The sequence below is a fragment of the Mesorhizobium sp. M0208 genome, assembly GCF_040322015.1.
In the GTDB taxonomy this organism is placed as follows: Bacteria; Pseudomonadota; Alphaproteobacteria; order Rhizobiales; family Rhizobiaceae; genus Mesorhizobium.
In genome coordinates, this window is sequence record NZ_JAMYSP010000012.1 from 119,807 (window position 1) to 146,620 (window position 26,814).

Genomic DNA, 26,814 nt, shown 5'->3' on the forward strand with positions numbered 1-26,814 from the left:
TTTGACGTCCACTATCCCCGACGGCTTGCGGCCGCCGGATTCTATTTGCGCTTCCAGGTAAACATACCCTCCAGCGTCGCCCGCAGCGACTTGCCCGAGGTCTGCATGCCGAGAAGCACGGCAAGAATGATGAAGGCCCCGACAAAGGCGCCCTGCCAGTTCGAATCGATCCCGGCCATCAGCAGCGCGTTGCGGATGACCTCGAGGAAGGCCGAACCGATCACAGCGCCAAACGCGGTTCCGTAGCCGCCCATCAGGCTGGCCCCGCCGATGACGGTGCCGGCGATCACCCTCAACTCGTAGCCGGTTCCCATCGCGTTGATGGCCGAGCCGCTGTAGCCGAGCAGCAGCAGGGACGCGATCGACGCGGTAAATGCGCAGAAGACATAGGCCTGGAATTTGATCCAGTCGACCGGGACGCCGGTCATCCGCGAGGCGTTCTCGTTGCCGCCGATCGCGAAGAGGTGGCGCGCCCAGGCGGTGAAAATGAAGACGAAGCCGACGATGAGCGCGAGGATCACCATCACCCAGAAATGCGAGGACAGTTCCGGGATCCAATGAGGCACCCAGCCGTCAGGCGTGTGCCTCGGCCATTTGGCCTGGCCCATGGCCTTGACGATCGGCGCATCGGGTCCGAACTGGTAAAGCATCTGGTTGCCGGACAGCACGACCGCCAGCGAGCGCGCGATCGACAGCATGCCTAGCGTCACCACGAAGGACGGCATGCCGATATAGGCCACGAAGAAACCGTTAAAGGCTCCGCAGGCGATGCCTGCGAGCAGACCCGCGCCAAACGCCACATACCAAGGCTGGTGCCAAGTGAGCAGCAGGCCGGCGACGATCGCGACCAGCCCCATCACCGAGCCGACCGAGAGATCGATGCCGCCGGTGATCAGCACCACCGTCATGCCCAGCCCCATGATGGCGATAGGTGCAAAATTGCGGGTGGTGTTGGTAACGTTGTCGACCGTGCCGAAGCTGGGCTCCAGCCACGTCATGAAGACCCCCAACACGAAAAGCGCGATCGCGACCCAGAAGGCCTGGCTGGCGATCATCTTCTGGAAAACGCTCTGCTCTCTTATGCCGACCACATCACCGATGGACGCATGGCCTTCCTTCAGCATGTCGCTCTGGCTATGCATCACGGATCGCTCCCGTAATTAGGCCGGTGATCTCCTCCGGCGATGTCTTCTCCGTCGCCTTGTCGGCCACTTTCGAGCCGCGTCTCAGCACGATGATGCGGTCGCAGACCGCGAACACATCGGGCATGCGGTGGCTGATCAGCATTACCGACACATTTTGCGATTTGAGCCGCCGGATCAGCTCCAGCACCTCGGCTACCTGGCGGACCGAAATCGCCGCGGTCGGCTCATCCATCAGCACGAGCTTGGAGTTGGATAGCCGGGTGCGGGCAATGGCGACCGCCTGCCGCTGGCCGCCTGACATTTTTTTGACCAGATCGCGCGGCCGCGTCTCGGACTTCAGCTCCGCGAACAGTTTTGCCGAGCGGTTGATCATCGCCTGCTTGTCGAGCACGCGGAGCGGCCAAAACCCCTTCTTCATCTCGCGGCCGAGAAAGACATTTTGGGCGGCCGTCAGATTGTCGGCCAAGGCCAGATCTTGATAGACGACCTCGATCCCTTCGCCCCGTGCCTCGATCGGCTTGTGGAAATGGCAGACCTTGCCGTCCACCGCGATTTCGCCGTCGGAGGGTGGGAAGTTCCCCGCAATCAGCTTCACCATGGTCGATTTCCCGGCACCGTTGTCGCCCATCAGGCCAACCACCTCGCCGGCAGCAACCGCGAAGCTAACATCTGACAAGGCGCGGATAGCACCAAAGCTTTTCGAGACGCTTCGTACGTCCAGCACAGACACATTCTCCTCCCTGTGCGACGTCGACTTGAGCACTCAGCCGACGTGCCTCTCTCCGGCTGCAATCTATATTGCAAAATGTACAAACATGCAACGTTTATTTCAGACGCATGCGGGGCGTCGACCAACTCTCCCTTGCATCAGTCTGTTCGCAGCCACTTGCTCTCCCGGGCCGAGCCCTGAATTGCCTCCACGAGTTCCTGGATGCGTTGGCCGGCCCGGAAGCCGAAAGACTCGTCTCGCTTCCCGGCGATCGCATCGACGAACCGCGCAATCTCGATAGCCTTCAGATCGTTGAAGCCGAGCTGATGGCCTGGTGCGACGCAGAAGAGTCCATAGGGATCGTGATCCGGACCGGCCTCGATGCGCCGAAAGCCACGCCGGCCGCCGGGATCGGCCGTGCTGTAGAAATGCAGCTCGTTGAAGCGCTCCTGGCTGAAGACGAGCGCCCCCTTGGTGCCATAGACCTCGAAATCGTGCTGCATCTTGCGGCCGGTGGCGACCCAGCTCGCTTCGATGCTGCCGGATGCACCATTGGCAAAACGCAGAAACGCGCGACCGATGTCGTCGACCTCGACGGTCCGGCGCCCGCCTCGGCCATCCGGACGGCTCGCTATGACGGTGACGGAATCGCCGAGGACCCGTTCCACCGAGCCAAGCAGAAACTCCGCCGTGGCCAGAGCATGGCTGCCCAGATCCGCCAATGCGCCACCGCCGACAGGATCGTGCCGGAAGGTAAATGGGCTTTCCGCATCCGCCATGTAGTCCTCGGCGTGAATGCCGCGATAGCTGCGGATCTCGCCCAACTCGCCCGCGCGGATCATCTGCCGTGCCAGCGCGAGCAGCGGGTTGCAGAGATAATTGAACCCGACCTGCGTCCTGACGCCGGCCGCTTCCGCCGCCTCGGCCATCCGTCGGGCATCCGCCGCAAGGGGCGCCAGCGGCTTCTCGCAATAGACGTGCTTGCCGGCGGCAATGGCGGCGAGCGCCATCTCCTTGTGGAAGGCGTTCGGCGCCGTGATATCGATCATATCGATCTCCGGGTCCTCGACCAGACGCCTCCAGTCCCCGCTCGCCCGCGCGAACCCCAAGGCCTGCGCCGCCTGCGCGGCGAGGTCATCGGTTCTGTCCGCAATCGTGTGGAGCACCAGTTCGTAGGGAAGATCGAAGACACGTTGTGCGGCAGCAAAGCCGAACACATGGGTCTTGCCCATGAAGCCGGTGCCGATCAGGCCGATTCTGAGTTGAAGTTTTTCACCGGCCATTCAACGCGGCTCCGTTTACCACCAGCGCCGAGTCGATCCGCCCGGCGAAAAAATCGAGCACGTTCTGCACCGACGAGATCGCCATGCGCTCGCCGCACTCGGCGGTGAGCCCGGCAATGTGCGGCGTCAGAATCACTTGGTCGAAGCCGAAGAGCGGATGGTCCGGAGCAGGCGGTTCATCGTCGAAGACGTCGATACCGGCCGCCGCGATGCGCCCTTCTCGCAGCGCCGCGATCAGCGCAGCCTCGTCGACCACACCGCCTCGCGCCGTGTTGATGAGGATTGCGGTAGGCTTCATGGCCGAAAGCTCCGCGGCGCCGATCGCCGGCCGGTCAGTCTTCGGCACATTGACCGATACCGCATCCGCCCAAGCCAGACCGGCCATTAGGTCGCTTGCCGGCGCCACCAAGCCCTCCGGCCAGCCTTGCCGCTCGAGAAACGGGTCGTGCGCCCGAACTTCCATGCCGAACGCCGCTGCCAGGCGCGCAAGATGGCGGCCTATGCGGCCGAAACCGAGGATCAGCAGCCGCTTGCCCGCGAGTTCGCTTGGCTCCAGCCTGTTGCGCCAACCCCATTCGTTGTCGCGGACCGAACGATCCGCGCGGATAAGCCGCTTGGTAGCCGCCAGAAGAAGCATCATCGCGTGCTCGGCCACCGACACCGAATTCACATCGCCGACAATGGCAAGAGCGATGCCGCGCAGGTTGAGTGCGGAAACGTCCACCGCGTCGTAGCCGACGCCATGGCGCGAGACGATCTTCAGCCTCTCGGCGCGTGCGACGGTCGGAGCCGACAAGGGCTGGGTGCGGATGACGAGACCATCGGCCTTGCCGATCAGAGGTGCGTAGCTTGGCTCGGAGACATCTTCGACATAGTCGTAGGTGACGCCGGGCGACGCATCGAGAAGTTCGATGCCGCTCGGATGAAGCTTTCCGGCGACCAGGACGTGGGGCATCAATAGCCTCCCTTGCCGGCTTCGGCCGGGACGGCTTTCGCACCCGTCAATTCGCGGAAGCGAGCGACACTTGCCTGCGCGGCGGAGGCAAGCAGTCGGGAGTCACCCGAGACGGTGGTCATCTCGAAACCCCATTCGATGGCACGTGCGGCGTAGTCGGCCGTGCCGCAATGGAGCGCGGCACGTTTGTTATGCCTCTTGCAGGCCGCGACTATGGTCCGCAGCGCCTCGATCATCTCCGGCTCCTCGCGGTCGAAGCCCGGCGCGAGACGCCCCTGATGCAGGCTGAAGGTCAGGTCTGCGGGACCGACATAGATGCCGTCGAGTCCTGGCGTTGCGGCGATCGCATCGAGATTGCGCATCGCCTCGGCGGTCTCGACCATGGCGAAAGCCAGGATCTCGTCATTGGCCTCGGCCGCGTAGTTGGCACCCGCCGAGAAGTTGGCACGCGTCGGCCCAAAACTGCGCTGGCCGGCCGGCGGATAGCGCAGGTAGCTGACGAACTGAGCCGCCTGTTCCGGCGTGTTGATCATGGGACAGATCACGCCATAGGCGCCGGCATCCAGCACCTTCATGATGATGCCCGGCTCCAGCCACGGCACGCGCGCCATGGGCACCACCCTGGATGCACGCATCGCCTGGAACATCGGAAGCAGCATCGAATAGTCGAGCGCGCCGTGCTGGACATCGATGCTCACGCTGTCATAGCCCTGCGCGGCCATGATCTCGGCGGTGAATGGATTGCCGATCGAAAGCCAGCCATTGATCGTGGGCCGCCCTTCGGCCCAGATCTGCTTGAGCTCGTTCTTGATCAAGGCGGCCTCCTCAGAACACGATCTGCGCAAGCTTGGTGTCGAGGTAGTCACCGATACCTTCGCTGCCGCCTTCGCGACCCATTCCGGAATATTTCGTGCCGCCGAACGGAGCCTCGGACGCGGCAAGAGCGAAGCTGTTGATGCCCACCATGCCCGCCTTGAGCTCCGCGACGACTCGCCTGGCCCTGTCTGGACTGCGGGTGAACGCATAGGCCGAAAGCCCCACCGGCGAAGCATTTGCTCGCGCGAGCACCTCGTCGTCCGAGGAAAATCTGGCGATCGCCGCGATGGGACCGAAGTTCTCTTGGGCAAAGACCGTCATGTTGTCGGTAACGTCGGTGAGGGCGGTGGGCTCATAGAAATGGCCCGCATTGAACGAGGCGGCGCGACCAGCTCCGGTCGCTACTTTTGCTCCGGCCCCCACCGCGTCGTCGACGATGGCTTCGATCTCGGCAAGCCGGCGGTCGCTGATTAGCGGTCCCATCTGAACCGAGGGGTCGAGGCCGTCGCCCAGCTTCAATGCTCTTGCGCGTTCGACGAAGCCTTCGATGAAAGAGTCGTGGAGGCTTTCGTGGACGAAGAAGCGATCAGGCGTCACGCAGACCTGCCCGGCATTAGCGTATTTGGTTGGCACCGATAGGTTGAGCGCAGCGTCGAGATCTGCATCGTCGAAGACGATCAGCGGCGCGTTGCCGCCAAGCTCCATCGACACCTTCTTCACAGTGTCGGCGGCATCGCGGATCATTTGCTGGCCGACTCGAGTGGAGCCGGTCAGCGATACCTTGCGCACAGCAGGCGAAGCCATGATGGGCGCATAAGTCGTGTCCGTCAGGCCGATGACGAGGTTCACCGTGCCGGCAGGAAGCTTGCCGGCGCGCATGCAGTCGACCATCACCATCGCCACGCCGGGAGTCTGGCTCGACGGACGGATGATAGTCGAACAACCGGCAGCTAGCGCCGGCGCCACCTTGCGGGCAACCAGAGCAGCCGGAAAATTCCAGGCCGTGAACGCTGCCGCAACCCCGACCGGTTCGCGCAGGACCTCAAACCGGCCGCCCGGTACGCGGCTTTCGATGACTCGACCATAGATGCGCCGCGCCTCTTCGGCATACCAGCGGAACTGGTCGATCGAGAGTCCCCATTCCCGCTCCGACTGGGCGATTGGCTTGCCGGTCTCGGTCGAGATCATCCGCGTCGCTTCGTCCTTGCGGCGGATCATCTCGTCGGCGATGGCGTGAAGCGCGTCAGCCCGCTCGAAGGCGCTTTTGACTTTCCAGGCGGCGAAGCCGCGGACCGCACTTTCCAGAGCCTCCTCGGTATCGACGAAGGCGGCAGATGGCGCATTCCCAAGTGACTCTTCTGTGACCGGGCTCAGGATCGGGAAGGTGGCATTTCCGAACGCCGGTCGCCAACGACCATCGATAAACAATCCGTATTTCGCGTACATGGCTTATCCGATCTCGCTGACCTTCACGGAGCGGCCTTCGACCGCCGATTTCATCGCCGCTTCGGCCAAGACCAGAGCGCGGCGCCCGTCCTCGAAACCGACCAGCGGCCGCTCGGCCTTCTCGACGCAGGTAACGAAGGCGTCGATCTCGGCATCGAACGCTTCGCGGTATCGCTCGATGAAAAAGTCGAGGTAGGGCGCGGTGGCTTCGGCCCGCGCGGCCGAGTAACGGAGCAACTCATGAGGCTTCCGGTTGCCGCTGATCACCATGCCGGTGCTGCCCAGCAGTTCGACGCGCTGGTCGTACCCATAGGTTGAGGTGCGGGAATTGTTGATGTGGCACTGCTTGCCGCTTTTGGTCCGCATCACGACCATGACGCTGTCATAGTCGTTCAGTTCCTCCATCATCGCCGGGTCGATCAGCCGGCCTCCGATGGCGAACACCTCCTCCGGCTCCTCTCCCAGCATGAAGCGGGCGAGGTCGAAATCGTGGATCGTCATGTCGCGAAAAAGTCCGCCCGCGACCTCGTAGTAGGAACGGGGCGGCATGCCAGGATCACGCGAGGTGATGATGACCTGGTGCAGGTCGCCGATCTCGCCGGATCGTACGGCGTTCCACGCCGCACGATGACCGGGGTCGAAACGTCGGTTGAAGCCGATCTGGACCGGCACGCCCTTGGACAAAATTGCTTCGGCGCAACGGTTCACCCTTTCCAGGCTAAGATCGATCGGCTTCTCGCAGAGCACGGGTTTGCCAGCGGCCACCACCTTTTCGATGTAATCGGCATGCGTGTCAGTCACCGTCGCGACAAGGACCGCATCGACGTCTGCCGAGGCAAAGACCTCGTCGGCGGACGCCGAAGCGCGAACGCCATGCCGCGCCGCCACACTCTCCGCGGACGATTGGTCGATGTCATAGACAGTGGCGAGTTGCGCACGAGGATGCGCGGCAATGTTTGCCGCATGCATCCTGCCGATCCGGCCACAGCCGAGCACAGCAATTCTAAGCAAGAAATCCTCCCGGTTTGAATTTTTGCAATGATCGTTGCAAACATATTGATTTGTCAATGGGCATTCCGTATAGATTTGGAAAGACCGTCGTTAGGGGAGGAGACAAAGATGACCAGGACCACCGTCCGCCTGACCATGGCGCAGGCGCTCGTGCGCTATCTGTGCAACCAGTTCACGGTTGTCGAAGGCGAGAAAGTTCCGCTTTTTCCGGGAGTCTTCGCCATCTTCGGGCACGGCAACGTGACTTGCCTTTCCGAAGCGCTCGAGGCGGTGAAGGACGTGCTGCCGACCTGGCGCGGCCAGAACGAGCAGTCAATGGCGCTCGCTGCCATCGGGTTTGCAAAGGCGAAGCGCCGGCGCCAGATCATGGTTGCGGCCACCTCGATCGGTCCGGGCGCATTGAACATGGTGACGGCAGCGGGCGTCGCCCATTCGAACCGGCTGCCGGTGCTGCTGCTCTCCGGCGACACCTTCGTCAGTCGCCGGCCCGATCCGGTCATGCAGCAGGTCGAGCACTTCGGCGACCCGACCATCAACGTCAATGACGCCTTTAAGGCGGTCACGCGCTACTGGGACCGCATCGTCCATCCCGAGCAGATCATCTCGTCGCTACCGCAGGCGGTTGCGGTGCTGCTTGATCCGGCCGATTGCGGGCCAGCCTTCATCGCTTTGCCGCAGGATGTGCAGGAGATCGCCTGGGATTATCCCGAAGCCTTCTTCGAGCCGACGGTGCATACGGTTCCACGCCCGCGGCCTGATCGGAGCCGGCTCACTGAGGCGACGCGCATCCTCAAAAGCGCAAGGCGGCCGCTGATCATCTCGGGTGGCGGCGTGCGTTATTCCGGTGCCGAGAAGGTTCTTGGCGATTTCGCCGAAAGGCATGGGATCCCGCTGGCGGAGACGATTGCCGGCAAGGGCACGGTTACGCACGACCACCCCGCGCATGTCGGACCGATCGGCATCGTCGGCTCAACCTCGGCCAACGCGCTGGCGGCGGAAGCCGACGTGATCATCGCCGTCGGCACACGGCTCATGGACTTCACTACCGGATCCTGGAGCGCCTTCTCCGCCGACGCGAAATTCATCTCGGTCAATGCCGCACGCTGGGATGCCACCAAGCACCGGGCGCTCGCTGTCGTCGGCGATGCGCTGGAAACGGTAAGCGAACTTGGGGCTGACCTTGGTGATTGGCAAGCCGACAGTGCCTGGACCCAGAAAGGCAAGGTCGAATTTGGCAAGTGGAACACGCTGCTTGATGGCTTCCAGAAGCCGACCAACGACCCCGTGCCGACCTACGCGCAAGTGGTGGGCGTGGTGAACGCCAAGGCGGGCGAGCGTGACCTGCTGATTACGGCGGCCGGCGGACTTCCCGGCGAGGTGATGAAGAACTGGCGGGTGAAGGAGCCGAACACCTTCGACTGCGAGTTCGGCTTCTCCTGCATGGGTTATGAAATCTCTGCCGGCTGGGGGGCGGCCATGGCCGCCCCTTCCCGCACGCCAATCGTCATGATCGGCGACGGAACCTACATGATGATGAACTCCGACATCTATTCGTCGGTGCTCGCCGGCCACAAGATGATTCTCGTGGTATGCGACAATGGCGGCTATGCGGTGATCAACCGGCTGCAGAACGCCAAGGGCGGCGCCTCCTTCAACAATTTGATCAAGGACTGCCGGGTCAAGGAGCCGTTCTCGGTCGACTTCGCCAAGCATGCGGAAGCCATGGGCGCGCTGACGCGGCGTGTCGAAAGCCTTGCCGATCTCGGCCAGGCGATCGAATGGGCGAAAACCACCGACCGCACCACCGTCATCACCATCGTCTCCGACGCTTTCGCCTGGACCCCCGGGGATGCGTGGTGGGACGTCGGCGTACCACAAGTCAGCAACCGCGAACAGGTTCGCGAGGCCCATTCCGTGCAAGCCGAAGGCCGCAAACGGCAGCGCATAGGTGTCTGAGTTTGTCTGGCGCCCCTCGGGGCGCCCTCTGCCGGAACGATGCGACACTCCCTGAGCATTGTTCCGGCAGTTTTTCGTGGCGCAAGCAGCCGGCGCCGGCCGGAAAATCATGATTGGAGAAGAGAATGAGAGCCAAGCTTGGCATCGCGCCGATCGCCTGGTGGAACGATGACCTCGCCGAATTGAGCGACGACGTTTCGCTGGAAGAGTGCCTGCGGCAGGCCTGTGAGGCCGGCTTCACCGGCATGGAGACCGGCCGCCGTTTCCCGATGGACGCGGCGGTGCTTGAGCCCATCCTGACGCAGCACGGCATGAGCGTCTGCGGCGGCTGGTTCTCCGGTCGCTTGCTGGTCGGCGACATCGATGAAGAGAAGGACCGCATCGCCGCGCAGATGGCGCTGTTCAAGGCGACCAACGCGCCATGCATCGTCTATGGCGAGACGGGTCGCACCATCCAAGGCGACCGCGGCACGCCGCTGGCCATGCGCCCGCGTCTCGACGACGATCAGATCAAGGCCTACGGCCGCAAGCTCACCACTTTCGGCGAGTGGTGCGCGGACCAGGGCATGCCGATTTCCTACCACCACCACATGGCCGCGCCGATCGAAAGCGAACAGGACGTCGATCTGCTGATGAAGCATTCCGGCGAGGGTCTGCCCCTGCTCTACGATGCCGGCCACATGGCCTTTGCCGGCGGCGACGTGCTGCGGGTGGTCGACAAACACCACGCCCGCATCTCGCATGTACACACCAAGGACATCCGTCAAGCGGTCGTGGACGGGCTCGACCGCAGCCGGGAAAGTTTTCTCGACGCGGTGGTCAAGGGGGCCTTCACCGTGCCCGGTGACGGCTCGCTTGACTTCGAGGCGATCGTGAAGCGGCTAGCCTCCTACGGTTATGAAGGCTGGTTCGTCGTTGAAGCCGAGCAGGATCCCGTCAAAAGTCCGCCACTCGAAATGGCGAAGATCGGGCATAAGGAATTGCTGCGCGTCATGGCCGCGGCTGGCTACACTGTGGAGAGCTGAAGTTATGAATCGCATGGATGGGAAGGTCTGCGTTGTCACGGGTTCGACGCAGGGGTTGGGAGCGGCCATTGCGCGCCGGCTGGCGGAAGCCGGCGCTGCCGGTCTTGTCACGCTCGGCCGCAACGAGGCGAAGGGCCGTGCCGCGGCGGAGGCGATCAAGCACGACACCGGCGTGCCTGTCCACTTTGTCAAGGCCGATCTCGGCAAAGTCGAGGATTGCCGACGCGTGATGGCGGAGGCCGAGCGCGTATACGGCAAGATACATGTGCTGGTAAACGCCGGTGCCCGCACGGACCGTGGCACCATCCTCGATACCTCGCCCGAACTCTTCGACGCCCTGTTCGCCGTCAATGTGCGAGGGCCCTACTTCCTGATGCAGGAGGCCATCCGCCGCATGATCCGCGACGGAATCGAAGGCGCCATCTGCAACATCGGCTCGATCTCCGAACATGCCGGCCAGCCTTTCATCAACGTTTACTGTGCCACTAAGGCGGCGCTGGCGACGCTGACCCGCAACACGGCGTTTTCCGTCATGAAGAACCGCATCCGCGTCAACCAGCTGGATGTCGGCTGGATGGCGTCTGATAACGAGCGAGAATTGCAGGCGAGTGAGACGGGCGATCCCAATTGGGAAGCGAAAGCCGTTGCGAACCTGCCCTTCGGCCGTCTGGTCGATCCGGCCGAGGCCGCCCGCACCGTCAACTTCCTCGTTTCGGACGATGCCGGGCTCATGACAGGTGCGGTGGTGGATTACGACCAGACAGTCCTCGGTGCCGCATCCGGCCCCATGGCCGTGCCTGAAAAGGCGATGGCGCTCTCGCCTTCCGACACTGATTGATAATCGACGGCTGGCGGACGGCAATGCTGCAACGACGTCAGCTTTCGCGGTTTGCAGTCCCTACCGCTCGGTAACCGTTGGAATGCGGGGATTGACCGCGTTGTTCTGAAGCCTGGCCGCCAAGGCCACGGTCAAAGCCTGGGCAAGACACATGGGAGCCGCAAGCGAGCGCGAGAATGTGTATTCGTGCTCCGGTACGGCGAAGAGAACGCGCGCGCTCTTGGCTAATGGAGACAACGTGCTGTCCGAGATCGCCACGATGGGTATACCTCTCCCCGCGGCTTCTTCCACAACATTGACGACCTCGTTCGCATAGAAGCGGAACGACACCGCAAACAGCAGGTCCGTCTTCTGCATTGCACGGGCCATATGCGTGGCCAGTCCGCCGCCCGGATCCAGGAGCACACAGCGCTTACCTAGCATGGTCAGTATATAGCGAAGGAGTTCGACGACCGGTGCCGAGCGAAGTTGTCCCATCAGATAGACGACGTCGGCCTTCTCGAGCAGGCTAACGGCTTCTGCCAGATCCTCGGGTTGAAGATCGGTGAGCATCTCTTTCAGGGACGCGATGTCACGGACGACCAGGTCGTGCATCAGTCCCATCTCGCTGCGATCTGTCCGCTCCCCCAGTTCCTTCTCCAACGCCTTGATGCGGGCTTCGAAGCCGGGGGCCGCGGTGGACAATCGTTTCTGGAAGAGGCTCTGCAGGTCCTTGAACCCCTCATACCCCAATGCTTGGGCAAATCGGACGAAGCTGGACGCGTGAACGCCGCTGCCTTCCCCAATCGAGTTCACCGATCGCACCGCGACGTCATTCGGATTTTGGGTGAGATACAACGCAATCTTCTGATACGCCTTGCTCATCTCATCATACCGGTCGTGTATCACGCGGATGAGATCCTCATAATCCTTGGGAGCCTCGACCTTCTCGTCCACGATGCACATCCTTGCAATTTTTGTTGCATGATGGCGTCTTTGAAGGTTTTTGACCAGCAGAGAGTTGTCAACTCTGTTATCGGGTCTGTTATCGGCCACAAGTTGTGTGCGCACCGCGCGTCCGCGCACCAAGAGGGCTGCGACAGCTCCGTGCGAAGGAGAAGCGTCAGAGGAGCAGCGGTTTCGGACAGGCGTAGGAATAGAAGGCCGGAAAGTCGACCGCTCCACCGCCCGACCAAAAGGCTTCGCGGCGGCGAAGATCTTTGACGACGCCGCCCACTACGACTTGGAGAATACCTGCTGCCTTATGCGATCCGCAGAGTTACCGATCCGGAAGCAAGCCTCATGGTCTTCCTGGAGAGCACATATCTCGCCGCGCGCTTGCGGACTGGGATTCAGCCGGTCTCGAATGTGCATTCGGGCAACCTCTGCGACCACGGGCTCCGTAAGTGCTCTGTCGCGCCGACGTTCGCAACGGCAAGTCCGTCCTACGACCCTGAAAACATCATCGGCTGCGCTTCAGCGGTACTGCATTTGGTACTGCATCGCCAACTTAAATCCCCCTTAAGCTTTGATTTTTAGTAGCTTTTCGGATCAGCCCGTCCAGTCCATCATGGGCGCAAGCCGAACTGCGTCAGGACAATGCAACGCTCGTCGCGAGCCATGCGCCCGATGCACGATCTCGGCGACGAATATGGCGACGTGGCGATCGCCAGCCTGCTGGAGAACTGGATCAACGAGAGCGAGAAGCGCGTCTGGTTCCTATTCGAGACGCTGCGCGGCACCAACGGATGACAGTTGGAACTCAATGGATGTCAGGATGTCAGATTTTCACCGACCGAAGCACGCCGCAATGGTAACGTCGGCAGGCGTAACACGAGATGCCGCCCAACATCAACGCCGACGACGCGCCTCAAAAGCCTGTGATCGGATGGCGTTCAGCCTTCCGACTTGAGCCGACTGAGAGGTCGGTGCGCAAGCTCGCCCTGAGCTCATTCATCGTACCGGGCGCATTCGGCCCGGCCGCGTCGAAGGTCAGGGCCATCATTGTCCGCATATTGTTGCGCATGATCGCCCCGATGCTCCGCACGGCGGGCCGCCTCAGATGGGGGCATACGTCTTCAATGCCCGCGATCCTGTCGATATCCCGGGCCCGGAATGCCTCGCGGCGCCATCGCGCCGGCGAAACGGATGGCACGCCTGACCTCGCGATCCCTGGCGAAGCCGTCGGTCACCGCCGGGTCCCAATGATCCATCGTGCCGGTGAAATGCATGTTGAAGACGAGCGGCACGCCACCCGTTTTGCCGAACCGCCGGTAAGCGAACGGGGTACCTGCGGCGTACACGAACTGCGTCGGCGCGGTCTGGTGACTGTGTATTGAGATTTCCTCTGGCGATAGTTCAAGCCGATACCAGACCCTCTAACAGGAGCACTTAAGCAATGCCGGCCGCTCTTAAGGGAGAAGACATGACCACGCTCAAAGTCGCAGACGCCGATATAAGGTCCCGTCATCTGGACTATGGTCGTTTGATAGATCGTGTGTTCGCCCAAGGTTGTATCGTCCCGACGCGCCACCATCACACGATCGAGATGGAGGGCCAGCCCGACGCTACTCTGCTTCTGATGCCTGCCTGGAGCAGCAACTCCGATGACGTCAAATATCTTGGGGTCAAGCTCGTGACTGTGTTCCCCAGCAACTCCGCCAGGGCTTGGCGGGCCTCACTTCAACGCTTCAACGTATGTGCTCCACGATGGCGATACGGGACAGCATTTGGCCATGATGGACGGCAACCTCACAGCGCGCGGCGGACAGTGGCCACCTCGGCGCTCGCGGCGCGCTACCTTTCTCGCGAGGACTCTCGGAAATTGCTCGTTTTGGCCTCGGGCCGCGTTGCAAGTCTCATACCTGAGGCATATCGCGCCGTTCGTCCAATTGCCGAGGTATCCGTCTGGGATATCAATCAGGAGAGCGCGGCCCGCATGGTTGCCGATCTGAGCAACAAAGGCTTCCTGGCGTCAATCGAGAGTGACCTCGAATCGGGTGTCAGAAATGCCGATATTGTCACTGCCGCGACGCTTGCCACATCGCGTTGATTCAGGGCGCGTGGCTCTCTCCTGGGACCCATGTCGACCTGATCGGAGGCTTCACTCCAAAGATGCGTGAGGCGAACTCCGAGGCTGTGCTACGTGCGGCCGTATATGTGGACACCCCTGAGGCACTGCATGAGGCCGGAGATCTGAGCCAGCCAATTGCGAGCACACTCATATCGGCAAGTCACATCCGCGGGCACCCTTGCAGAGCTTGCAAGGAAGGAGATCAAAGGGAGGAGCAACCCGCAGCAAATCACACTTTTCAAAGCGGTCGGCTCGGGCCTTGCGGATCTTTTCGCGGCAAAATTGGTGTATTGCTCACTCTGACGCAGTCAACAGCAGTCAGGTCCTGGTGCATCCGGTCGTTCGGCCGGCCTACGGTCCTGAGCGCCGCCATGCGCCCAGGCTGTCTATAAGAGGTGATGCCGGTTCAGTTCTTGCCGGCGGCCGCCTGCTTGATGAGGCTGGCGACAGCTGCAGGATCGGAGACGTAGACGGCGTGGCTGCCGGGCACCTCCACCGTCGTCGCCCCTGCCCGGTTCGCCATGTTGCGCTGCGCCGGCGGCGGGATCATCTTGTCGTCGGTGGCAACGAGGTACCAGCTGGGCTTCACCTTCCAGGCCGGAGCGCTGACCTTGCCTTCGAGCGCCGCCGCACCCCACGGCACCTGCGAATCGGCCATGAAGGAGGCGAGCGAGGGACGGACATCGGCGGCGAACGCGGCGGCGAACTTCTCCTTGTCGAGCATCAGGAAGCCGTCGACGGGCGGCAGGATCGGCGGCACCGACGCTCCGGGCGGCGGGTTGGCGATCAGGGTCGAAACCGACTCGCCTGCATCCGGCGCGAACGCCGCGATATAGACGACACCTGCCACCTTCGGATCGGTGCCGGCCTCGGAGACCACGACGCCGCCATAGGAGTGGCCGACCAGGATGACATTGCCGGGAGCGGCGGCGATGGCGCGCTTGGTGACAGCGACGTCGTCGGCGAGCGAAGTCGTCGGGTTCTGGACGATGGTCACGTCATAGCCGTCCTTCTTCAGGATCTGGTAGACGCCGTCCCAGCCGGAGCCATCGACGAAGCCGCCATGCACGAGGACGACGGAATTTGCTGCAGTGTTCGACATCTGAGTTCTCCTTTTTCAAAGTGTTGTGAACCGTTGTGGCAGGAGGACTATGCGACGGAGCAGAAGCGCGCGCTTTGAGGCGACTTTCAGGACCTCTTGATTTTACCTTGAGATCGCTTTGATTTTGCGTCCGCGACGCGGCTAAAGTGTCGGCAGCCCCTCTTCGCCGTAATCCGGAGCATGCAGTTTGCCGTATCATTTTGAGGATTTTGCCCTGGACGGAGACCGGCGCGAACTCCGTCGCGGCAACGACCTGATCTCGGTCGAGCCGCAGGTGTTCGACTTGCTGCAATATCTGATCCGCAATCGCGAGCGGGTGGTCAGCAAGGATGATTTGATCGATGCGGTCTGGCAGGGCCGCATCGTCTCGGACGCCACGCTCTCCAGCCGCATCAACGCCGCCCGCAATGCGTTGCATGACAGTGGCGAGGAACAGCGCCTGATCCGCACAATTCTGCGCAGGGGCCTTCGCTTCGTCGGCACCGTCCGCGAGGATGGCGGCGCGCAGGCAACCGCGCCGATGGAGCAGCCGAAGCCTGCCTTAGGCATTCCCGCCCGTCCTTCCATCGCCGTGCTGCCATTCGCGAACCTGAGCGGCGATCCGGATCAGGATTATTTTGCTGACGGCATGGTCGAGGACATCATCACCGGTCTGTCGCGAATAAGGTGGCTGTTCGTCATCGCGCGCAATTCCTCCTTCACCTACAAGGGCCGCGCGGTGGACGTGAAGCAGGTCGGTCACGAGCTTGGCGTGCGCTACGTGCTGGAAGGCAGCGTGCGCAAGGTGGGAAGCCGCGTGCGCATCACCGGCCAGCTCATCGACGCGGAGGACGGCAGCCATCTGTGGGCCGAACGCTACGACCGCGACCTGACCGATGTATTTGCCCTACAGGACGAGATCACCATCAGCGTGGTCGCGGCAATAGAGCCCAATCTGCGCCGGGCCGAGATCGAACGCGTCAAGCGCAAGCGCCCCGACAGTCTCGACGCCTACGATCTGCTGCTGCGCGCGCTGCCCGATGTCTACACCTTCATGCCGCAAGGTGCCGCCAAGGGGCTGCCGCTGCTCGACCAGGCGCTCGCCATCGAGCCGACCTATGCCCTTGCGCACGGCTTTGCTGCCTGGGCGCACCAGACGCTATTCGTGCGCGGCGGGATGCATCCGGAGAACCGCGAGAAGTCGATCCGCCATGCCCATGCGGCGATCGAGCATGGTTCGGGCGACGCGATGGCGCTCGCTCTGGCCGGGTTCACCATCGGCATCGTCGAGCATGACCGCAGTCTGGCCGACGAAGCGTTTGCGCAGGCTTTGACGCTCAGCGCCTCCTGCGCCTTCGTCTTTGCCTTCGGCTGCGTGTCGGTGGCGTATGGCGGCGACGCTGCCCGGGCGATCGACTGGGGTGAGCAGGCGTTACGGCTGAACCCCCTCGACGCCATGAGCTGCGTGCCGCAAGGCATGATCGGATTCGGCAATTTTCTCACCGGCCGGCACGAGCAGGCCGTCATATCAGGCCGCCGGGCGGTAGAAATGAACCCCGGATTCAGCATGCTGCACGGATGGCTGGCCGCACCGCTGGCCAGGCTCGGGCGGCTCGACGAGGCCAAAGTATCGGCCGCGCGGCTGATGTCGCTCGACCCGCACTTCACCATCGGCCGCTGGTCCGCCGCCGTAGGCATTGCGCCGGATATTGTCGATGACGTCACCGACGCCATGCGGATAGCCGGCCTGCCGGCATAACCGATAAAGGCGCATGCCGGTCGCGGGACGAACGTTGCCGTGCAAGCAGCGCGAATTCAGGCTTTGCGATCATCCACGCCACCAACGCGGCGTGGCGCCGGTCAAAAGCGGCGGACTACAAATTGCGGGCGATCTGAAGGGTGATGTCACATAAACGGAGATGGGCTGTCGTTGTGACTTTTGGGAATGATTTCAGGCGATCACGCCGGCAGCAGCTTTCCATTGCGCTGGCATTCAGGCGGTGAAGATGGATCTGAAAGGCGGAGCATTTTGAACGGGGCGGGACGAAGAGATTGCGGACTGCAGAGAAAGGTCGAGACGAAACGCTGGAGGCTCCCCGGTGATCGAAAGCCTTGCATCATCCGCTCTCGTTTTCGCCGTGGCACATGCGAATTCTCCGCTCTGTTGTTCAACCCTTGTGCGACCGGTGCTCGACGTCCGGCATGACTTGACGCCGCGCTGCTCCATAGGAGCCGCGCTTGTCGGTGATCATCCGCTTCGGCACCTGGCCCTGCTTCTTCAACAGCCGTCAGTAAGCGCTTGGCGGCCTTGGTGTTGCGCCGGGTCTGGACGATCTCGTCGAGCACATAGCCGTCCTGGTTGACGGCCCGCCATAACCAATGCTTCTTGCCGGCGATCGTGATGGCGACTTCGTCGAGGTGCCAGATGTCATTTCGACTGGGCTGCTTGCGGCGCAGGCGCCGAGCGTAGTCCAGCCCGAACTTCTTTCCCCATCGACGGATCGTCTCGTAGGAAGCGACAATGCCGCGCTCCAGCAGCATTCTTCGACTTGACGCAGGCTCAGCGGAAATCGATAATATAGCCACACCGCGTGGGCGATGATCTCGGGTGGGAACCGATGCCGTTTGTAGCTGATCTGCGAAGTGTTCATCCCCAGCATCTATCGCAGCGATTCCTGACACGCGGTTACCGTGACAACGCCCCTGGGAGCGCCTGGACCAAATCGGGTGCCCAGTTCTAATATGTGGCGGGTGGTACGACGGGATCGCTCTACTGTCATCTCAGGAACGCATGGTGGGAAGAATCCCGAGGGCGACCTTGCGCATGTTCGAAGGTGGCCATCTATTTCTCTGGCAGGATAGCTCCGCGTTCGCCGAGATCGTCCGGTTTCGTGCAAACGAGGAAGCCGGCTAAGGGGCGAACACGAATTTGCGCCGTGCGACGCGCTGCGTGAGGCCATGGACGTCCGCGCCTTACTGAGGCAAGACCGGTGGCGTCTATGTTTAGGCGGCGAGCCACATTGCCTATACCTCGCTCGATAGCATATTGCGGGCGGCATAGAGTTCGCCAATGAAGTCGGTGATCAAGGTCGAATTGATGCCGTCCGGCGGGCGGAGGAGTAGCGCGCGGAAATTGACGGCCGGCTCGAATGGCCTGGCCAAAATGCCGCCGATCATGCGGTCCGCAATGACGGAGGGATTGACCAAGCCGATCCCCATGCCCTTCGCTGCAAGGATAGCGATAGTCAGGCCGTAGGGCGTTTCGATCAAGATGCGCGGCCGTACCCCATGCGCGGCCAGGATCTTGTCCATGGCGAGCCGAGCAGTATCTTCCGGCGACAATGCCAGGAAGGCCTCGTCGGCGAGATCGGCCGGCGTGATTATCTGCTTCCGCGCCAGCCGGTGGTTCTTCGGCATCACGCAGACGGCGCGCGGTGTGGTGAAGACGCTGTGCAGCACGCCGCTGGTGTCGACCTCGTCGGCCGCGAGCCCGATATCGAAACTGCCAGAGGCGACCAGGTCGCGCACGACATTGGAGGTGCGGACCTGATAGCTGATTCGCACCTGCGGATGCCGGTGCGAGAACGCTACGATGGCGCGCGGCACCAGCCCATGCCCGAGTGCCGACAGGGAGGCGACGCGGATGGTACCGGTGCCGACCTCCTTGATCTGGGCCGCCCGCAGCTTCAGCCGGTCGAGCCCGACCAGGTTGGCTTTCACCTCGGCATGGAACAACTCCCCTTCGCGTGTCGGCACCAGCCTGCCACGAATGCGGTCGAAAAGCCTGAAGCCGAGTTCAGCCTCTAGCTTGGCTAGCGAACGGCTGATGGCCGGCTGCGAGGTGTCGAGCAGCGCGGCCGCCGCGCCGGCGCCGCGCGTGATCATGATCGCGTTGAAGACATCGATGTCGCGCAGGTTCATAGTGCAGCCCATATCAAAAGCGAATTAACTTTATCGGCGCGGTCATAGATGGCAATGGATGAGCCCGCTAAGTTTCGCCCATGAACCGACGCGACGACACTTCACATGTCCATCCTCCCAAGCGCTCCGAGGAACCGTTCCAGGCGGTGGCGATGCCGGTCGAGCGAGCCTCGACCGTTGTCTTTGACGATCTGGAGTCGTTCGAGCGTCGCGTCGAGCGCCTGTACGACGGGTTCAGCTACGGACTTTACGGCACACCGACCAGCCGGCAGCTCGAAGATCACATCGCCGTGCTGGAAGGCGGATCCCGGGCTCTCGTCGTCCCGTCGGGCATGGCTGCCATGACGCTGGCGACCATGGCTGTCTGCCGCGGCGGCGAAAGGGTTCTGATCCCGGAGACGCTCTATGGCCCGGCACGCGACATGGCCGAGCGTTTTCTTGGCCGCCTCGGGATCGAGGCGGTTTCCTACGATCCACGGCTGGACGCAAGCATCGCGGCGATGATCGACGCCAGAACGCGGCTGGTCTGGGTGGAATCGCCTGGTTCGGCCACCTTCGAGGTGCAGGATGTGCCGGCCATCGCGGCGGCCGCCCACAAGACTGGCGCTCTCGTCGCGGCTGACAACACCTGGGCCTCGCACCTTCTGTTCAAGCCGCTTGCCCATGGAGTCGACATTTCGATGCAGGCGCTTTCCAAACACGCCGGCGGCCATGGAGATCTTCTAATGGGCTCGGTGGCCGTCAACGACGTGGCCCTTTTCCGGCAGCTGAAGGATACGGCGCGTTTCCTCGGCTATGGCGTCTCGCCCGAGGATTGCGCGCTGTGCGAGCGCGGCCTGATGACCATGCCGGTGCGCATGCGTCATGCGGACGGCACCGCGCGCAAGATCCTCGTCTGGCTATCGGAACGCCCGGAAGTCGCGCAGATCTTGCATCCCGCGCAGCCTGGCCATCCCGGCCACGCGGTCTGGAAGCGTGACTTCGCCGGATCGGCGGGCGTGTTCTCCTTCGTGCTGCGGCCGGAACTGGCGCCACTGCAATCCGATGTCCTGCGCAGCCTGCGGCTGTTCAGGCTCGGCGCAAGCTGGGGCGGCGTGCATTCGCTGATTGCCGTCAGCGATCCGCGCAAGGGCCGCGCCAGCCTCGATTGGCTGAAGCCCGGCCCGGTCTGGCGCCTGTCGATCGGCCTTGAGGCGCTCGAAGATCTTCTGGCCGACCTTTCCCAGGCCTTCGAACTCTTTGCTGAAGCCCGGCGCAACGGAACCGCAGCAGCCGACGCCAAGGCCGCCGAATGATTACAACCTCAACGAGAAGGGGAATGACTATGAAACATCAAGGTCTGAAATGGCTCACGGGTCTGGCGATAGGGCTGGCCAGCCTGTCTTCGGGCGGCAGCAACGCCAACGCGCAGGCGGTCATCAACAAAATCAAGGAGCGCGGCTACGTCAGCTGTGGCGCCAGCCAGGGCGTGCCTGGTCTCTCCCGGCCCGACGAGAAGGGGTATTATCGCGGCTTCGATTCCGACATCTGCCGCACTTTCGCGGTCGCCATCCTCGGCGACAAGGAGAAGATCCGTTACGTGCCGCTTAACGCAGGCCAGCGTTTTCCTGCGCTGCAGACCGGAGAGATCGACGTTCTGTCGCGCACATCCACCATCACCTACAGTCGCGATACGGTTGTCCGCTTCGTCTGGATCAATCTCTACGACACGGACGGCATGCTCGTGCGCAAGGCCGACAATATTACCGAGCCCAAACTGCTGGACGGAAAGACCGTTTGCCTGCAAGGCGGTGGCAGCCTGACCGAGAAAGCGATCGAGGAAACCGAGGAAGAGTTCGGGATCGCGATGGAGAAAGTCTATTACGACTCGACCATTCAGGCGCGCGACGCCTTCTTCGGCGGCCGCTGCGATTCATACGTCACCGACGGCACTGCGGCAGCCGGACAGCGTGCTTCGGTGGCCAAGAACCCCGACGACTACGACATCATCAAGGTCGGCAAAGCCGCCGAACCCAATGGCGTCGCGGTCGCCCGCGGCGACGATCAACTCTTCGACGTCGTGCGCTGGACATTGAATGCCCTGTTCTGGGCCGAGGCCAACGGCATCACCTCGCAGAACATCGATGAAAAGCTTGTGTCGGGCAGTCCGGAAGTCAAACGGGTGCTCGGCGAGGAATCCGGCTTCGGCAAGCCGCTCGGATTGGACGATAAGTGGGCCTACAACGTCATCAAGCAAATGGGCAACTACGCCGAGATCTGGGACCGCAATCTCGGCAAGGACAGCCCGCTAAAGGTCGAACGCGGTCTGAATGCGTTGTGGAAGGACGGGGGCCTCAACTATCCTTTCCCCTGGGATTGAGCCGCATGATGGAGGGGAACGGGCCCGGCGCTCCCCTTCCCTGCCAACGCCGCGAACCCTCGAGGTCAACATGCTGAGCGATGCCAAGACCAGATCGATCATCATCCAGTGTGCCCTGGCCGCCGCGGTTGCCGCTTTCGCTGCCCTGCTCGTCAGCACGACTTTCGCCAATCTCAGGGCACGCGGCATCCCGATCGGCTTCGATTTCCTGACGATGCCGTCAAGGATCGTCATCTCGGAAGCAATCCTCACTTACAAGTCGCGGGACCCCTATTACTGGGCGATCGCGACCGGGCTCGCCAATACGGTCTTCGTCTCCGCGGTCATCATCGTCTTTTCATCCGCGCTCGGCCTCGTCGTCGGCATCACCCGGCTGAGCAGCAATCCCCTGGCGGCGGGCACCTGCCGCGTATGGGTGGAGGTTGCCCGCAATTCACCGCCGATCGTGCTTCTGATCTTTCTCTACTCGCTGTGGTGGAAGGTGCTGCCGCCGGTCGGCGAAGCGCTCAATCCGCTGCCAGGCGTTTACGCCTCCATGCGCGGCTTTGTGGTGCCGGCTGTCAGCATGGACTTCGCCACCCCGGGATTGCTCGTCATTGCTCTCGCCCTGGCATTGGCGGCCGCCGGCTGGGCGGCGGCGAGAAGAGGATGGTTGCCGCCGCTGGCCACGCCGGCGATCCTCACGGTGGGCGTTGCCGGACTATGGCTTGCCGACGCGAAATTCTCCGTCGACTGGCCGACCTTCACCGGGTCGAATTTCAAGGGCGGCAAGGAACTGACGCCCGAACTCAGCACCATCCTCATCGGGCTGACCATCTACACTACCGGCTTCGTCGCCGAGATCGTGCGCGGCGGCGTGCTTTCGGTCGGCCGCGGTCAGTGGGACGCAGGTCATTCGCTCGGCCTGCCGCGCGGCAAAATACTGCGTCTGATCATCATCCCGCAGATGCTGCGGGTGATCGTCCCGCCGCTCAACAGCCAATACATCAACGTCGTCAAGAATTCGACGCTGGCGATCGCGGTCGGCTATCCGGACTTCCTTGCGGTCATGAACACCATCATCAGCAAGTCCAGCCATTCGATCGAGGGCGTCTTCATCATCCTCGGCGTCTATCTCGCCCTCAACCTGAGCCTGTCGAGCGCGGCCAATTGGTACAACCGTCGCATCGCCATCGTGGAGCGCTGAACTATGAAGGCCGTGTCTCTTTCCCTTCCGGCCGAGCCAATGCCAGGACAGATCCGCTTCGGCGCCTTGCGGCGGTCCGCCAAGCTCCTGTTCGGCACGCCGCTCAATGCCGCCCTGACGCTGTTGTTCGGCGTTCTGCTCGTCGCCACGGTACCGCCGATGCTGCGCTGGCTGGTAATCGACGCCGTGCTGTTCGATCCCAATCCAAGCGCCTGCCGGGTGGCCACCGGAGCCTGCTGGAGCTTCATCTACGCCAAGTCCGGGCAGTTGCTGTTCGGCATATATCCGCTCGACGAACGCTGGCGCCCCGCCATCGTCTGCCTGCTCATCCTGGCGCTGCTTGCCTGGTCGGTGCGGCCCGCCAGCTGGGCGCCGCGGCTGGCAGCGCTCTGGATGGCGGCGCTCGTGTTGATCTTCTGGCTGATGGCCGGCGGTTTCGGCCTAGCCGAGGTTCCGACCTCGTCCTGGGGCGGCCTGCCGGTGACGCTCATCCTCACCGTCGTTGCCATCGGCGTCGCCTTCCCCGTCGGCATCCTGTTGGCGCTTGCCAGGCGCTCGACCATGCCCGCGATACGCATCGGCGCCGTGGTCCTGATAGAATCGGTGCGCGGACTGCCGCTCTTGTCCATCCTGTTCGTGGCATCGATCATGATGCCGCTGTTCCTGCCCGAAGCCTTGTTGCCCGACAAGTTCGTGCGTGCGCTGGTCGCCCTCACCATCTTCGCGGCGGCCTATCTCGCCGAGGTGATCCGCGGCGGCCTGCAGGCCATCCCGAATGGCCAACACGAGGCCGCGGCGGCGCTCGGCCTGCCCTTCTGGCGCACGCAATATCTGGTGATCCTGCCGCAGGCGATCCGGGTGGCGATCCCGGCGCTGGCCAACACCATCATCGTCATGATCAAGAACACCAGCCTGGTCCTGGTCGTCGGCCTGTTCGACCTGATCAGCTCCGGTAAGGCGGCGCTGGCAGACCCGGACTGGCCGTCGCCGGCGGCCGAGACGTTCCTGTTCATCGGCGCGATCTTCTTCGCGCTCTCCTTCTCATTCGCCCGCTTCGCCGACTTCCTGGAGCGGCGCGGCCCGACCGCTCACTAGGAAATGCCTTGATGTTATCGTCCGCCCCAACGCGCGTTCCGTCCATGCCCGATCGCAGCGCTCCACCCGCTATCCAAATGACCGGCATGAACAAGTGGTACGGAAATTTCCATGTGCTGAAGAATATCAACCTGACCGTCCATCGCGGCGAGAAGCTGGTGATCTGCGGTCCGTCCGGCTCGGGCAAGTCGACGATGATCCGCTGCATCAACCGGCTGGAGGAGCATCAGCAGGGGCAGATCGTCGTCGAAGGCGTCGAACTCAGCAACGATTTGAAGCAGATCGACGTAATCCGCAGTGACATCGGCATGGTGTTCCAGCACTTCAACCTGTTCCCGCATTTGACCATTCTGGAAAACCTGACACTGGCGCCGATCTGGGTGCGCAGGATGCGGCGCGGGCAAGCCGAGCAGACCGCCATGCACTATCTGGAGCGGGTGAAGATCCCGGACCAGGCGCATAAATATCCCGGCCAGTTGTCCGGCGGTCAGCAGCAGCGCGTCGCCATCGCCCGTGCGCTCTGTATGAGCCCGAAGATCATGCTCTTCGACGAACCGACCTCCGCCCTCGATCCTGAAATGGTCAAGGAAGTGCTCGACACCATGGTCACGCTGGCCGACGATGGCATGACGATGCTGTGCGTCACGCACGAGATGGGATTTGCCCGCCAGGTCGCCGACCGCGTCGTCTTCATGGACCAGGGCGAGATCGTCGAGATGAACACGCCCTCCGAATTCTTCTCGCATCCGCGTCACCAGCGCAGCAAACTGTTTCTTGCCCAGATCCTGAACTAGCGAACCTCTCCCGCCAGCCCATGCGCCGGCCGGATGGGCAGACGCAAATCAGAAATCCATCCGGGGCCTGGTCAGCGCGCAGCGACCTGCCAGACCGCGACGCCGGCCCAGGATCAGGCCGGCGACGCCTTCGATGCTGCGCGAGATAATGTCGAACAAGCGCGGCCGACTCTCGAAGGAATACACCAGGCGTTCGCGAAACAGGATCGACAGCGCCGCGAGTTCCGGCCATTGGTAGATGTTCGGCCCACAACTTCTGCACGTCGACGATCCGGGCGCCTGGCGGTGGGCGCTCCGGTCCTGTTTCGACGATAATGCGCCGCCGGCCGGCGCAGGCACAGCTGCCACGTATTGCAGCAGACGGCAGAGGACGAGAACGTCGTCCACAACGCAACTCTCGACTCGAAGTCGTAGCTGTATCATATGGCCTGTTCACCAAGCGGGCTTTGGGGGCTAGCACGAAGTCGGGCACCCACTTTGGCACCTCCACTTGCGCGAGCAGTAGTCCGCTTTCCTTCGCAAATGCCATGTGGCAAGACGGATGGATGGCGGCGGACAGCGAACATAAAAGCATCTCTGCGAGAGCGTTGGGCATCGCATTATCAGCTGCTGCCCTCGTGCCGCATTTCACAACCCCAGCCTTTGCCCATGCTTCCGAGCGCGGCTATGTCATGCTCCTGCCGACCGGATATTATGTCGTGGGCGGGGCGGTGGCCGTAGCCGCGAGTTTTCTGGTTCTGGCTGTCCTCCCGCCCAGGCTGCTCGAACGCATTTCGGCATCCCGCCTGCCAATTGGTCAATTCGGCGACGCCGCGCGCATTTGGATCAGCATGCTCGCCTTCGCGGTTCTCGCCATACTCGTGGCGGCGGGAATTCTCGGCAGCCGAGATCCGCTGTCGAATCCACTTCCGCTAACGGTGTGGACGCTGGTCTGGGTCGGACTGACATTGCTTCAGGGCGTATTCGGCAATGTTTGGTCGTGGACAAACCCGTGGTACGGGCCGTGGCGCATTTTCTCCAGCGTCTTCCCGGCATTCCGCGATCGCACAATGCCACAAGGACTGGCTTACTGGCCGGCGTTGATTTTGTTTGCAAGCTTCGCCTGGTTCGAGCTGATCTATCCGGCGCCCGAAGATCCGGCGCGGCTTGCGTTCGCTCTCATGGCCTACTGGCTCTCGACCTTCGTCTGCATGATCATCTTCGGCTACGAAGGCTGGAGCCGGCGCGGCGAGTTTCTGTCCGCGTTCTTCCGCATGGTGTCACGCTTCGCCATCGTCGAAACGACGCCGGACCACCCAAGCGGGGGGCGCGCCCTCTCACTCTGCTGGCCTGGAGCGAAATTGTGGAGCGCGCAAGCCTTGCCGGCGAGCGGTATGCTCTTTCTGTTGCTGACGTTGAGCTCGGTGTCCTTCGACGGTCTGTCGAAGACCTTCTCTTGGCTGGGCGCGAATGGTGTCAATCCGCTCGAATTTCCGGGGCGCTCGGCATTAGTCGGAATCAACAGCGCCGGTCTTGTGCTGATGTTTATCGCACTTGTCGCCGTGTTCTTCGCCGCAGTGTTTGTCGGTGAGCGGTTGGCCGGGAGCATCTCTTTCGGAAAAGCGGTCGGGCTCCTTGTCTGGTCGATCGTCCCGATCGCGCTCGCCTATCATTTTTCCCACTATCTGACGGCCCTCCTGGTGAACGGCCAGAATGCGATCGTCGCTATTTCGGATCCGTTTGATCGGGGATGGAACCTATTCGGCACGGCGCACATGAATGTCGGGGCGGGAGTGATCATGGGCTCCGATGCAGCGTGGATCATCTGGAACTTTCAGGCGGCGGCGATCATCGGCGGCCATATACTTGCCGTTCTGGTCGCGCACGGGCTGGCGTTCCGTTTGCATCCGGCGCGCAGCCGCGCGGCGCTCAGCCAATTTCCGCTGACCGTTTTTATGGTCGGATATACGGTTTTCGGGCTGTGGCTGCTGTCCACGCCGACGGCCGTCTGACGGCCGCAAGCCACGTATCGGAGGCGTTGGTCGACAGACCTCACGGCGGTGTATCGCGACCTCAAGGACATGCGTCGAACAAAGCCGGTGGTTGGTGAATTGGCAACGCCGGCAGTGCAACTGACTGCTTCACAGTTCTTCGGCCTGATAT

25 protein-coding genes and 2 pseudogenes are annotated in these 26,814 nt (G+C 62.5%); 15 read left to right on the forward strand and 12 right to left on the reverse strand.

Features of this window, described 5'->3' with window-relative positions:
• Positions 1-41: 41 nt before the first annotated feature.
• From NKJ17_RS14775 to iolG, 7 genes are all read right to left on the reverse strand, one after another.
• Complete coding sequence (locus tag NKJ17_RS14775; RefSeq protein ID WP_352689226.1) at positions 42-1,142, reverse strand: ABC transporter permease; 1,101 nt, start codon at positions 1,140-1,142, stop codon at positions 42-44.
• Positions 1,135-1,875 carry an ATP-binding cassette domain-containing protein gene (locus NKJ17_RS14780; RefSeq protein WP_023676590.1) on the reverse strand — a complete coding sequence of 247 codons (741 nt, stop codon included), beginning with the start codon at positions 1,873-1,875 and terminating at the stop codon, positions 1,135-1,137. The genes NKJ17_RS14775 and NKJ17_RS14780 overlap by 8 nt, the downstream gene beginning before the upstream one ends.
• Before the next feature lie 137 nt (positions 1,876-2,012).
• Positions 2,013-3,137, reverse strand: a complete 1,125-nt coding sequence (locus NKJ17_RS14785) for a Gfo/Idh/MocA family protein (protein WP_352517465.1) — start codon at positions 3,135-3,137, stop codon at positions 2,013-2,015.
• Positions 3,127-4,092 carry a hydroxyacid dehydrogenase gene (locus NKJ17_RS14790; RefSeq protein ID WP_352517466.1) on the reverse strand — a complete coding sequence of 322 codons (966 nt, stop codon included), beginning with the start codon at positions 4,090-4,092 and terminating at the stop codon, positions 3,127-3,129. Before NKJ17_RS14790 ends, NKJ17_RS14785 begins: the two co-directional genes overlap by 11 nt.
• A complete protein-coding gene (locus NKJ17_RS14795; protein ID WP_352517467.1) occupies positions 4,092-4,907 on the reverse strand; it encodes an HpcH/HpaI aldolase family protein in 816 nt (271 codons plus the stop codon). Before NKJ17_RS14795 ends, NKJ17_RS14790 begins: the two co-directional genes overlap by 1 nt.
• Positions 4,908-4,917: 10 nt before the next feature.
• On the reverse strand, positions 4,918-6,354 hold the full coding sequence (locus NKJ17_RS14800) for an NAD-dependent succinate-semialdehyde dehydrogenase (RefSeq protein WP_352517468.1): 1,437 nt from the start codon (positions 6,352-6,354) through the stop codon (positions 4,918-4,920).
• A 3-nt stretch (positions 6,355-6,357) separates the two neighbouring features.
• Complete coding sequence (iolG, locus tag NKJ17_RS14805; protein WP_502899827.1) at positions 6,358-7,323, reverse strand: inositol 2-dehydrogenase; 966 nt, start codon at positions 7,321-7,323, stop codon at positions 6,358-6,360.
• 150 nt (positions 7,324-7,473) lie between these two features.
• On the opposite strand from iolG, the gene iolD reads away from it, so the two are divergent.
• The 3 genes from iolD (at position 7,474) to NKJ17_RS14820 (ending at position 11,184) form a co-directional block, all read left to right on the forward strand.
• Entirely contained in the window at positions 7,474-9,321 is a 1,848-nt protein-coding gene (gene iolD, locus NKJ17_RS14810; RefSeq protein WP_352689228.1) for a 3D-(3,5/4)-trihydroxycyclohexane-1,2-dione acylhydrolase (decyclizing), read from the forward strand.
• A gap of 125 nt (positions 9,322-9,446) precedes the next feature.
• Complete coding sequence (gene iolE, locus NKJ17_RS14815; RefSeq protein ID WP_352689230.1) at positions 9,447-10,346, forward strand: myo-inosose-2 dehydratase; 900 nt, start codon at positions 9,447-9,449, stop codon at positions 10,344-10,346.
• Between the two features lie 4 nt (positions 10,347-10,350).
• Positions 10,351-11,184 (forward strand): SDR family oxidoreductase, encoded by an 834-nt coding sequence (locus tag NKJ17_RS14820; protein WP_352517472.1) that lies wholly within the window; start codon positions 10,351-10,353, stop codon positions 11,182-11,184.
• Positions 11,185-11,244: 60 nt separating this feature from the next.
• Here NKJ17_RS14820 and NKJ17_RS14825 read toward each other — a convergent pair whose 3' ends face one another.
• Complete coding sequence (locus tag NKJ17_RS14825; protein WP_352517473.1) at positions 11,245-12,120, reverse strand: MurR/RpiR family transcriptional regulator; 876 nt, start codon at positions 12,118-12,120, stop codon at positions 11,245-11,247.
• Between the two features lie 623 nt (positions 12,121-12,743).
• Here NKJ17_RS14825 and NKJ17_RS14830 point away from each other — a divergent pair.
• From NKJ17_RS14830 to NKJ17_RS14850, 5 genes and pseudogenes are all read left to right on the forward strand, one after another.
• Positions 12,744-12,915 (forward strand): annotated as a pseudogene (locus NKJ17_RS14830) (DNA starvation/stationary phase protection protein); the annotation flags it as partial.
• Positions 12,916-13,001: 86 nt separating this feature from the next.
• The gene (locus NKJ17_RS14835; protein WP_352517475.1) at positions 13,002-13,502 is read left to right on the forward strand and encodes a hypothetical protein; all 501 of its coding nucleotides are present in this window, start codon (positions 13,002-13,004) and stop codon (positions 13,500-13,502) included.
• Positions 13,503-13,588: 86 nt separating this feature from the next.
• On the forward strand, positions 13,589-14,215 hold the full coding sequence (locus tag NKJ17_RS14840; protein ID WP_352689231.1) for a hypothetical protein: 627 nt from the start codon (positions 13,589-13,591) through the stop codon (positions 14,213-14,215).
• Positions 14,212-14,307, forward strand: a pseudogene (locus NKJ17_RS14845) (hypothetical protein); the annotation flags it as partial. The gene NKJ17_RS14840 and the pseudogene NKJ17_RS14845, both read left to right, overlap by 4 nt.
• Before the next feature lie 64 nt (positions 14,308-14,371).
• Positions 14,372-14,539: a hypothetical protein gene (locus tag NKJ17_RS14850; RefSeq protein ID WP_352517477.1), complete on the forward strand. Its 168-nt coding sequence runs from the start codon at positions 14,372-14,374 to the stop codon at positions 14,537-14,539.
• Positions 14,540-14,642: 103 nt separating this feature from the next.
• Here the strand turns inward: NKJ17_RS14850 and NKJ17_RS14855 are convergent, their stop codons facing one another.
• Positions 14,643-15,338: an alpha/beta hydrolase gene (locus NKJ17_RS14855; protein ID WP_352517478.1), complete on the reverse strand. Its 696-nt coding sequence runs from the start codon at positions 15,336-15,338 to the stop codon at positions 14,643-14,645.
• A gap of 187 nt (positions 15,339-15,525) precedes the next feature.
• Between NKJ17_RS14855 and NKJ17_RS14860 the strand changes: the two genes are divergently transcribed.
• Complete coding sequence (locus tag NKJ17_RS14860; RefSeq protein WP_352517479.1) at positions 15,526-17,076, forward strand: winged helix-turn-helix domain-containing protein; 1,551 nt, start codon at positions 15,526-15,528, stop codon at positions 17,074-17,076.
• A 200-nt stretch (positions 17,077-17,276) separates the two neighbouring features.
• Here the strand turns inward: NKJ17_RS14860 and NKJ17_RS14865 are convergent, their stop codons facing one another.
• Together NKJ17_RS14865 and NKJ17_RS14870 are read right to left on the reverse strand one after the other, a co-directional pair.
• Positions 17,277-17,858, reverse strand: a complete 582-nt coding sequence (locus NKJ17_RS14865; RefSeq protein WP_352517480.1) for a DDE-type integrase/transposase/recombinase — start codon at positions 17,856-17,858, stop codon at positions 17,277-17,279.
• A gap of 483 nt (positions 17,859-18,341) precedes the next feature.
• Positions 18,342-19,238, reverse strand: coding sequence for a LysR family transcriptional regulator (locus tag NKJ17_RS14870; protein ID WP_352517482.1), 897 nt, complete (start codon positions 19,236-19,238; stop codon positions 18,342-18,344).
• Positions 19,239-19,318: 80 nt separating this feature from the next.
• Here NKJ17_RS14870 and metC point away from each other — a divergent pair, with 80 nt between their 5' ends.
• From metC to NKJ17_RS14895, 5 genes are all read left to right on the forward strand, one after another.
• The gene (metC, locus tag NKJ17_RS14875; RefSeq protein WP_352689233.1) at positions 19,319-20,533 is read left to right on the forward strand and encodes a cystathionine beta-lyase; all 1,215 of its coding nucleotides are present in this window, start codon (positions 19,319-19,321) and stop codon (positions 20,531-20,533) included.
• Between the two features lie 23 nt (positions 20,534-20,556).
• Entirely contained in the window at positions 20,557-21,597 is a 1,041-nt protein-coding gene (locus tag NKJ17_RS14880; RefSeq protein WP_352517484.1) for a transporter substrate-binding domain-containing protein, read from the forward strand.
• A gap of 70 nt (positions 21,598-21,667) precedes the next feature.
• A complete protein-coding gene (locus NKJ17_RS14885; protein ID WP_352517485.1) occupies positions 21,668-22,783 on the forward strand; it encodes an ABC transporter permease subunit in 1,116 nt (371 codons plus the stop codon).
• A 39-nt stretch (positions 22,784-22,822) separates the two neighbouring features.
• Positions 22,823-23,878 carry an amino acid ABC transporter permease gene (locus NKJ17_RS14890; protein WP_352689235.1) on the forward strand — a complete coding sequence of 352 codons (1,056 nt, stop codon included), beginning with the start codon at positions 22,823-22,825 and terminating at the stop codon, positions 23,876-23,878.
• A gap of 44 nt (positions 23,879-23,922) precedes the next feature.
• A complete protein-coding gene (locus tag NKJ17_RS14895; RefSeq protein WP_352517496.1) occupies positions 23,923-24,672 on the forward strand; it encodes an amino acid ABC transporter ATP-binding protein in 750 nt (249 codons plus the stop codon).
• A gap of 48 nt (positions 24,673-24,720) precedes the next feature.
• Here NKJ17_RS14895 and NKJ17_RS14900 read toward each other — a convergent pair whose 3' ends face one another.
• Entirely contained in the window at positions 24,721-25,059 is a 339-nt protein-coding gene (locus NKJ17_RS14900) for a hypothetical protein (RefSeq protein ID WP_352453299.1), read from the reverse strand.
• A 158-nt stretch (positions 25,060-25,217) separates the two neighbouring features.
• Here NKJ17_RS14900 and NKJ17_RS14905 point away from each other — a divergent pair, with 158 nt between their 5' ends.
• Positions 25,218-26,663: a hypothetical protein gene (locus tag NKJ17_RS14905; RefSeq protein ID WP_352517488.1), complete on the forward strand. Its 1,446-nt coding sequence runs from the start codon at positions 25,218-25,220 to the stop codon at positions 26,661-26,663.
• Positions 26,664-26,814: the final 151 nt, after the last annotated feature.

Coding starts and splice junctions, on each gene's coding strand:
- NKJ17_RS14775 (WP_352689226.1), bottom strand. CDS start 1,142: ATGCATAGCCAGAGCGACATGCTGAAGGAAGGCCATGCGTCCATCGGT.
- NKJ17_RS14785 (WP_352517465.1), bottom strand. CDS start 3,137: ATGGCCGGTGAAAAACTTCAACTCAGAATCGGCCTGATCGGCACCGGC.
- NKJ17_RS14790 (WP_352517466.1), bottom strand. CDS start 4,092: ATGCCCCACGTCCTGGTCGCCGGAAAGCTTCATCCGAGCGGCATCGAA.
- NKJ17_RS14800 (WP_352517468.1), bottom strand. CDS start 6,354: ATGTACGCGAAATACGGATTGTTTATCGATGGTCGTTGGCGACCGGCG.
- iolG (WP_502899827.1), bottom strand. CDS start 7,323: ATGCATGCGGCAAACATTGCCGCGCATCCTCGTGCGCAACTCGCCACT.
- iolD (WP_352689228.1), top strand. CDS start 7,474: ATGACCAGGACCACCGTCCGCCTGACCATGGCGCAGGCGCTCGTGCGC.
- iolE (WP_352689230.1), top strand. CDS start 9,447: ATGAGAGCCAAGCTTGGCATCGCGCCGATCGCCTGGTGGAACGATGAC.
- NKJ17_RS14820 (WP_352517472.1), top strand. CDS start 10,351: ATGAATCGCATGGATGGGAAGGTCTGCGTTGTCACGGGTTCGACGCAG.
- NKJ17_RS14835 (WP_352517475.1), top strand. CDS start 13,002: ATGCCGCCCAACATCAACGCCGACGACGCGCCTCAAAAGCCTGTGATC.
- NKJ17_RS14840 (WP_352689231.1), top strand. CDS start 13,589: ATGACCACGCTCAAAGTCGCAGACGCCGATATAAGGTCCCGTCATCTG.
- NKJ17_RS14855 (WP_352517478.1), bottom strand. CDS start 15,338: ATGTCGAACACTGCAGCAAATTCCGTCGTCCTCGTGCATGGCGGCTTC.
- NKJ17_RS14865 (WP_352517480.1), bottom strand. CDS start 17,858: ATGCTGCTGGAGCGCGGCATTGTCGCTTCCTACGAGACGATCCGTCGA.
- NKJ17_RS14870 (WP_352517482.1), bottom strand. CDS start 19,238: ATGAACCTGCGCGACATCGATGTCTTCAACGCGATCATGATCACGCGC.
- metC (WP_352689233.1), top strand. CDS start 19,319: ATGAACCGACGCGACGACACTTCACATGTCCATCCTCCCAAGCGCTCC.
- NKJ17_RS14880 (WP_352517484.1), top strand. CDS start 20,557: ATGACTATGAAACATCAAGGTCTGAAATGGCTCACGGGTCTGGCGATA.
- NKJ17_RS14885 (WP_352517485.1), top strand. CDS start 21,668: ATGCTGAGCGATGCCAAGACCAGATCGATCATCATCCAGTGTGCCCTG.
- NKJ17_RS14890 (WP_352689235.1), top strand. CDS start 22,823: ATGCCAGGACAGATCCGCTTCGGCGCCTTGCGGCGGTCCGCCAAGCTC.
- NKJ17_RS14895 (WP_352517496.1), top strand. CDS start 23,923: ATGCCCGATCGCAGCGCTCCACCCGCTATCCAAATGACCGGCATGAAC.
- NKJ17_RS14905 (WP_352517488.1), top strand. CDS start 25,218: ATGGCGGCGGACAGCGAACATAAAAGCATCTCTGCGAGAGCGTTGGGC.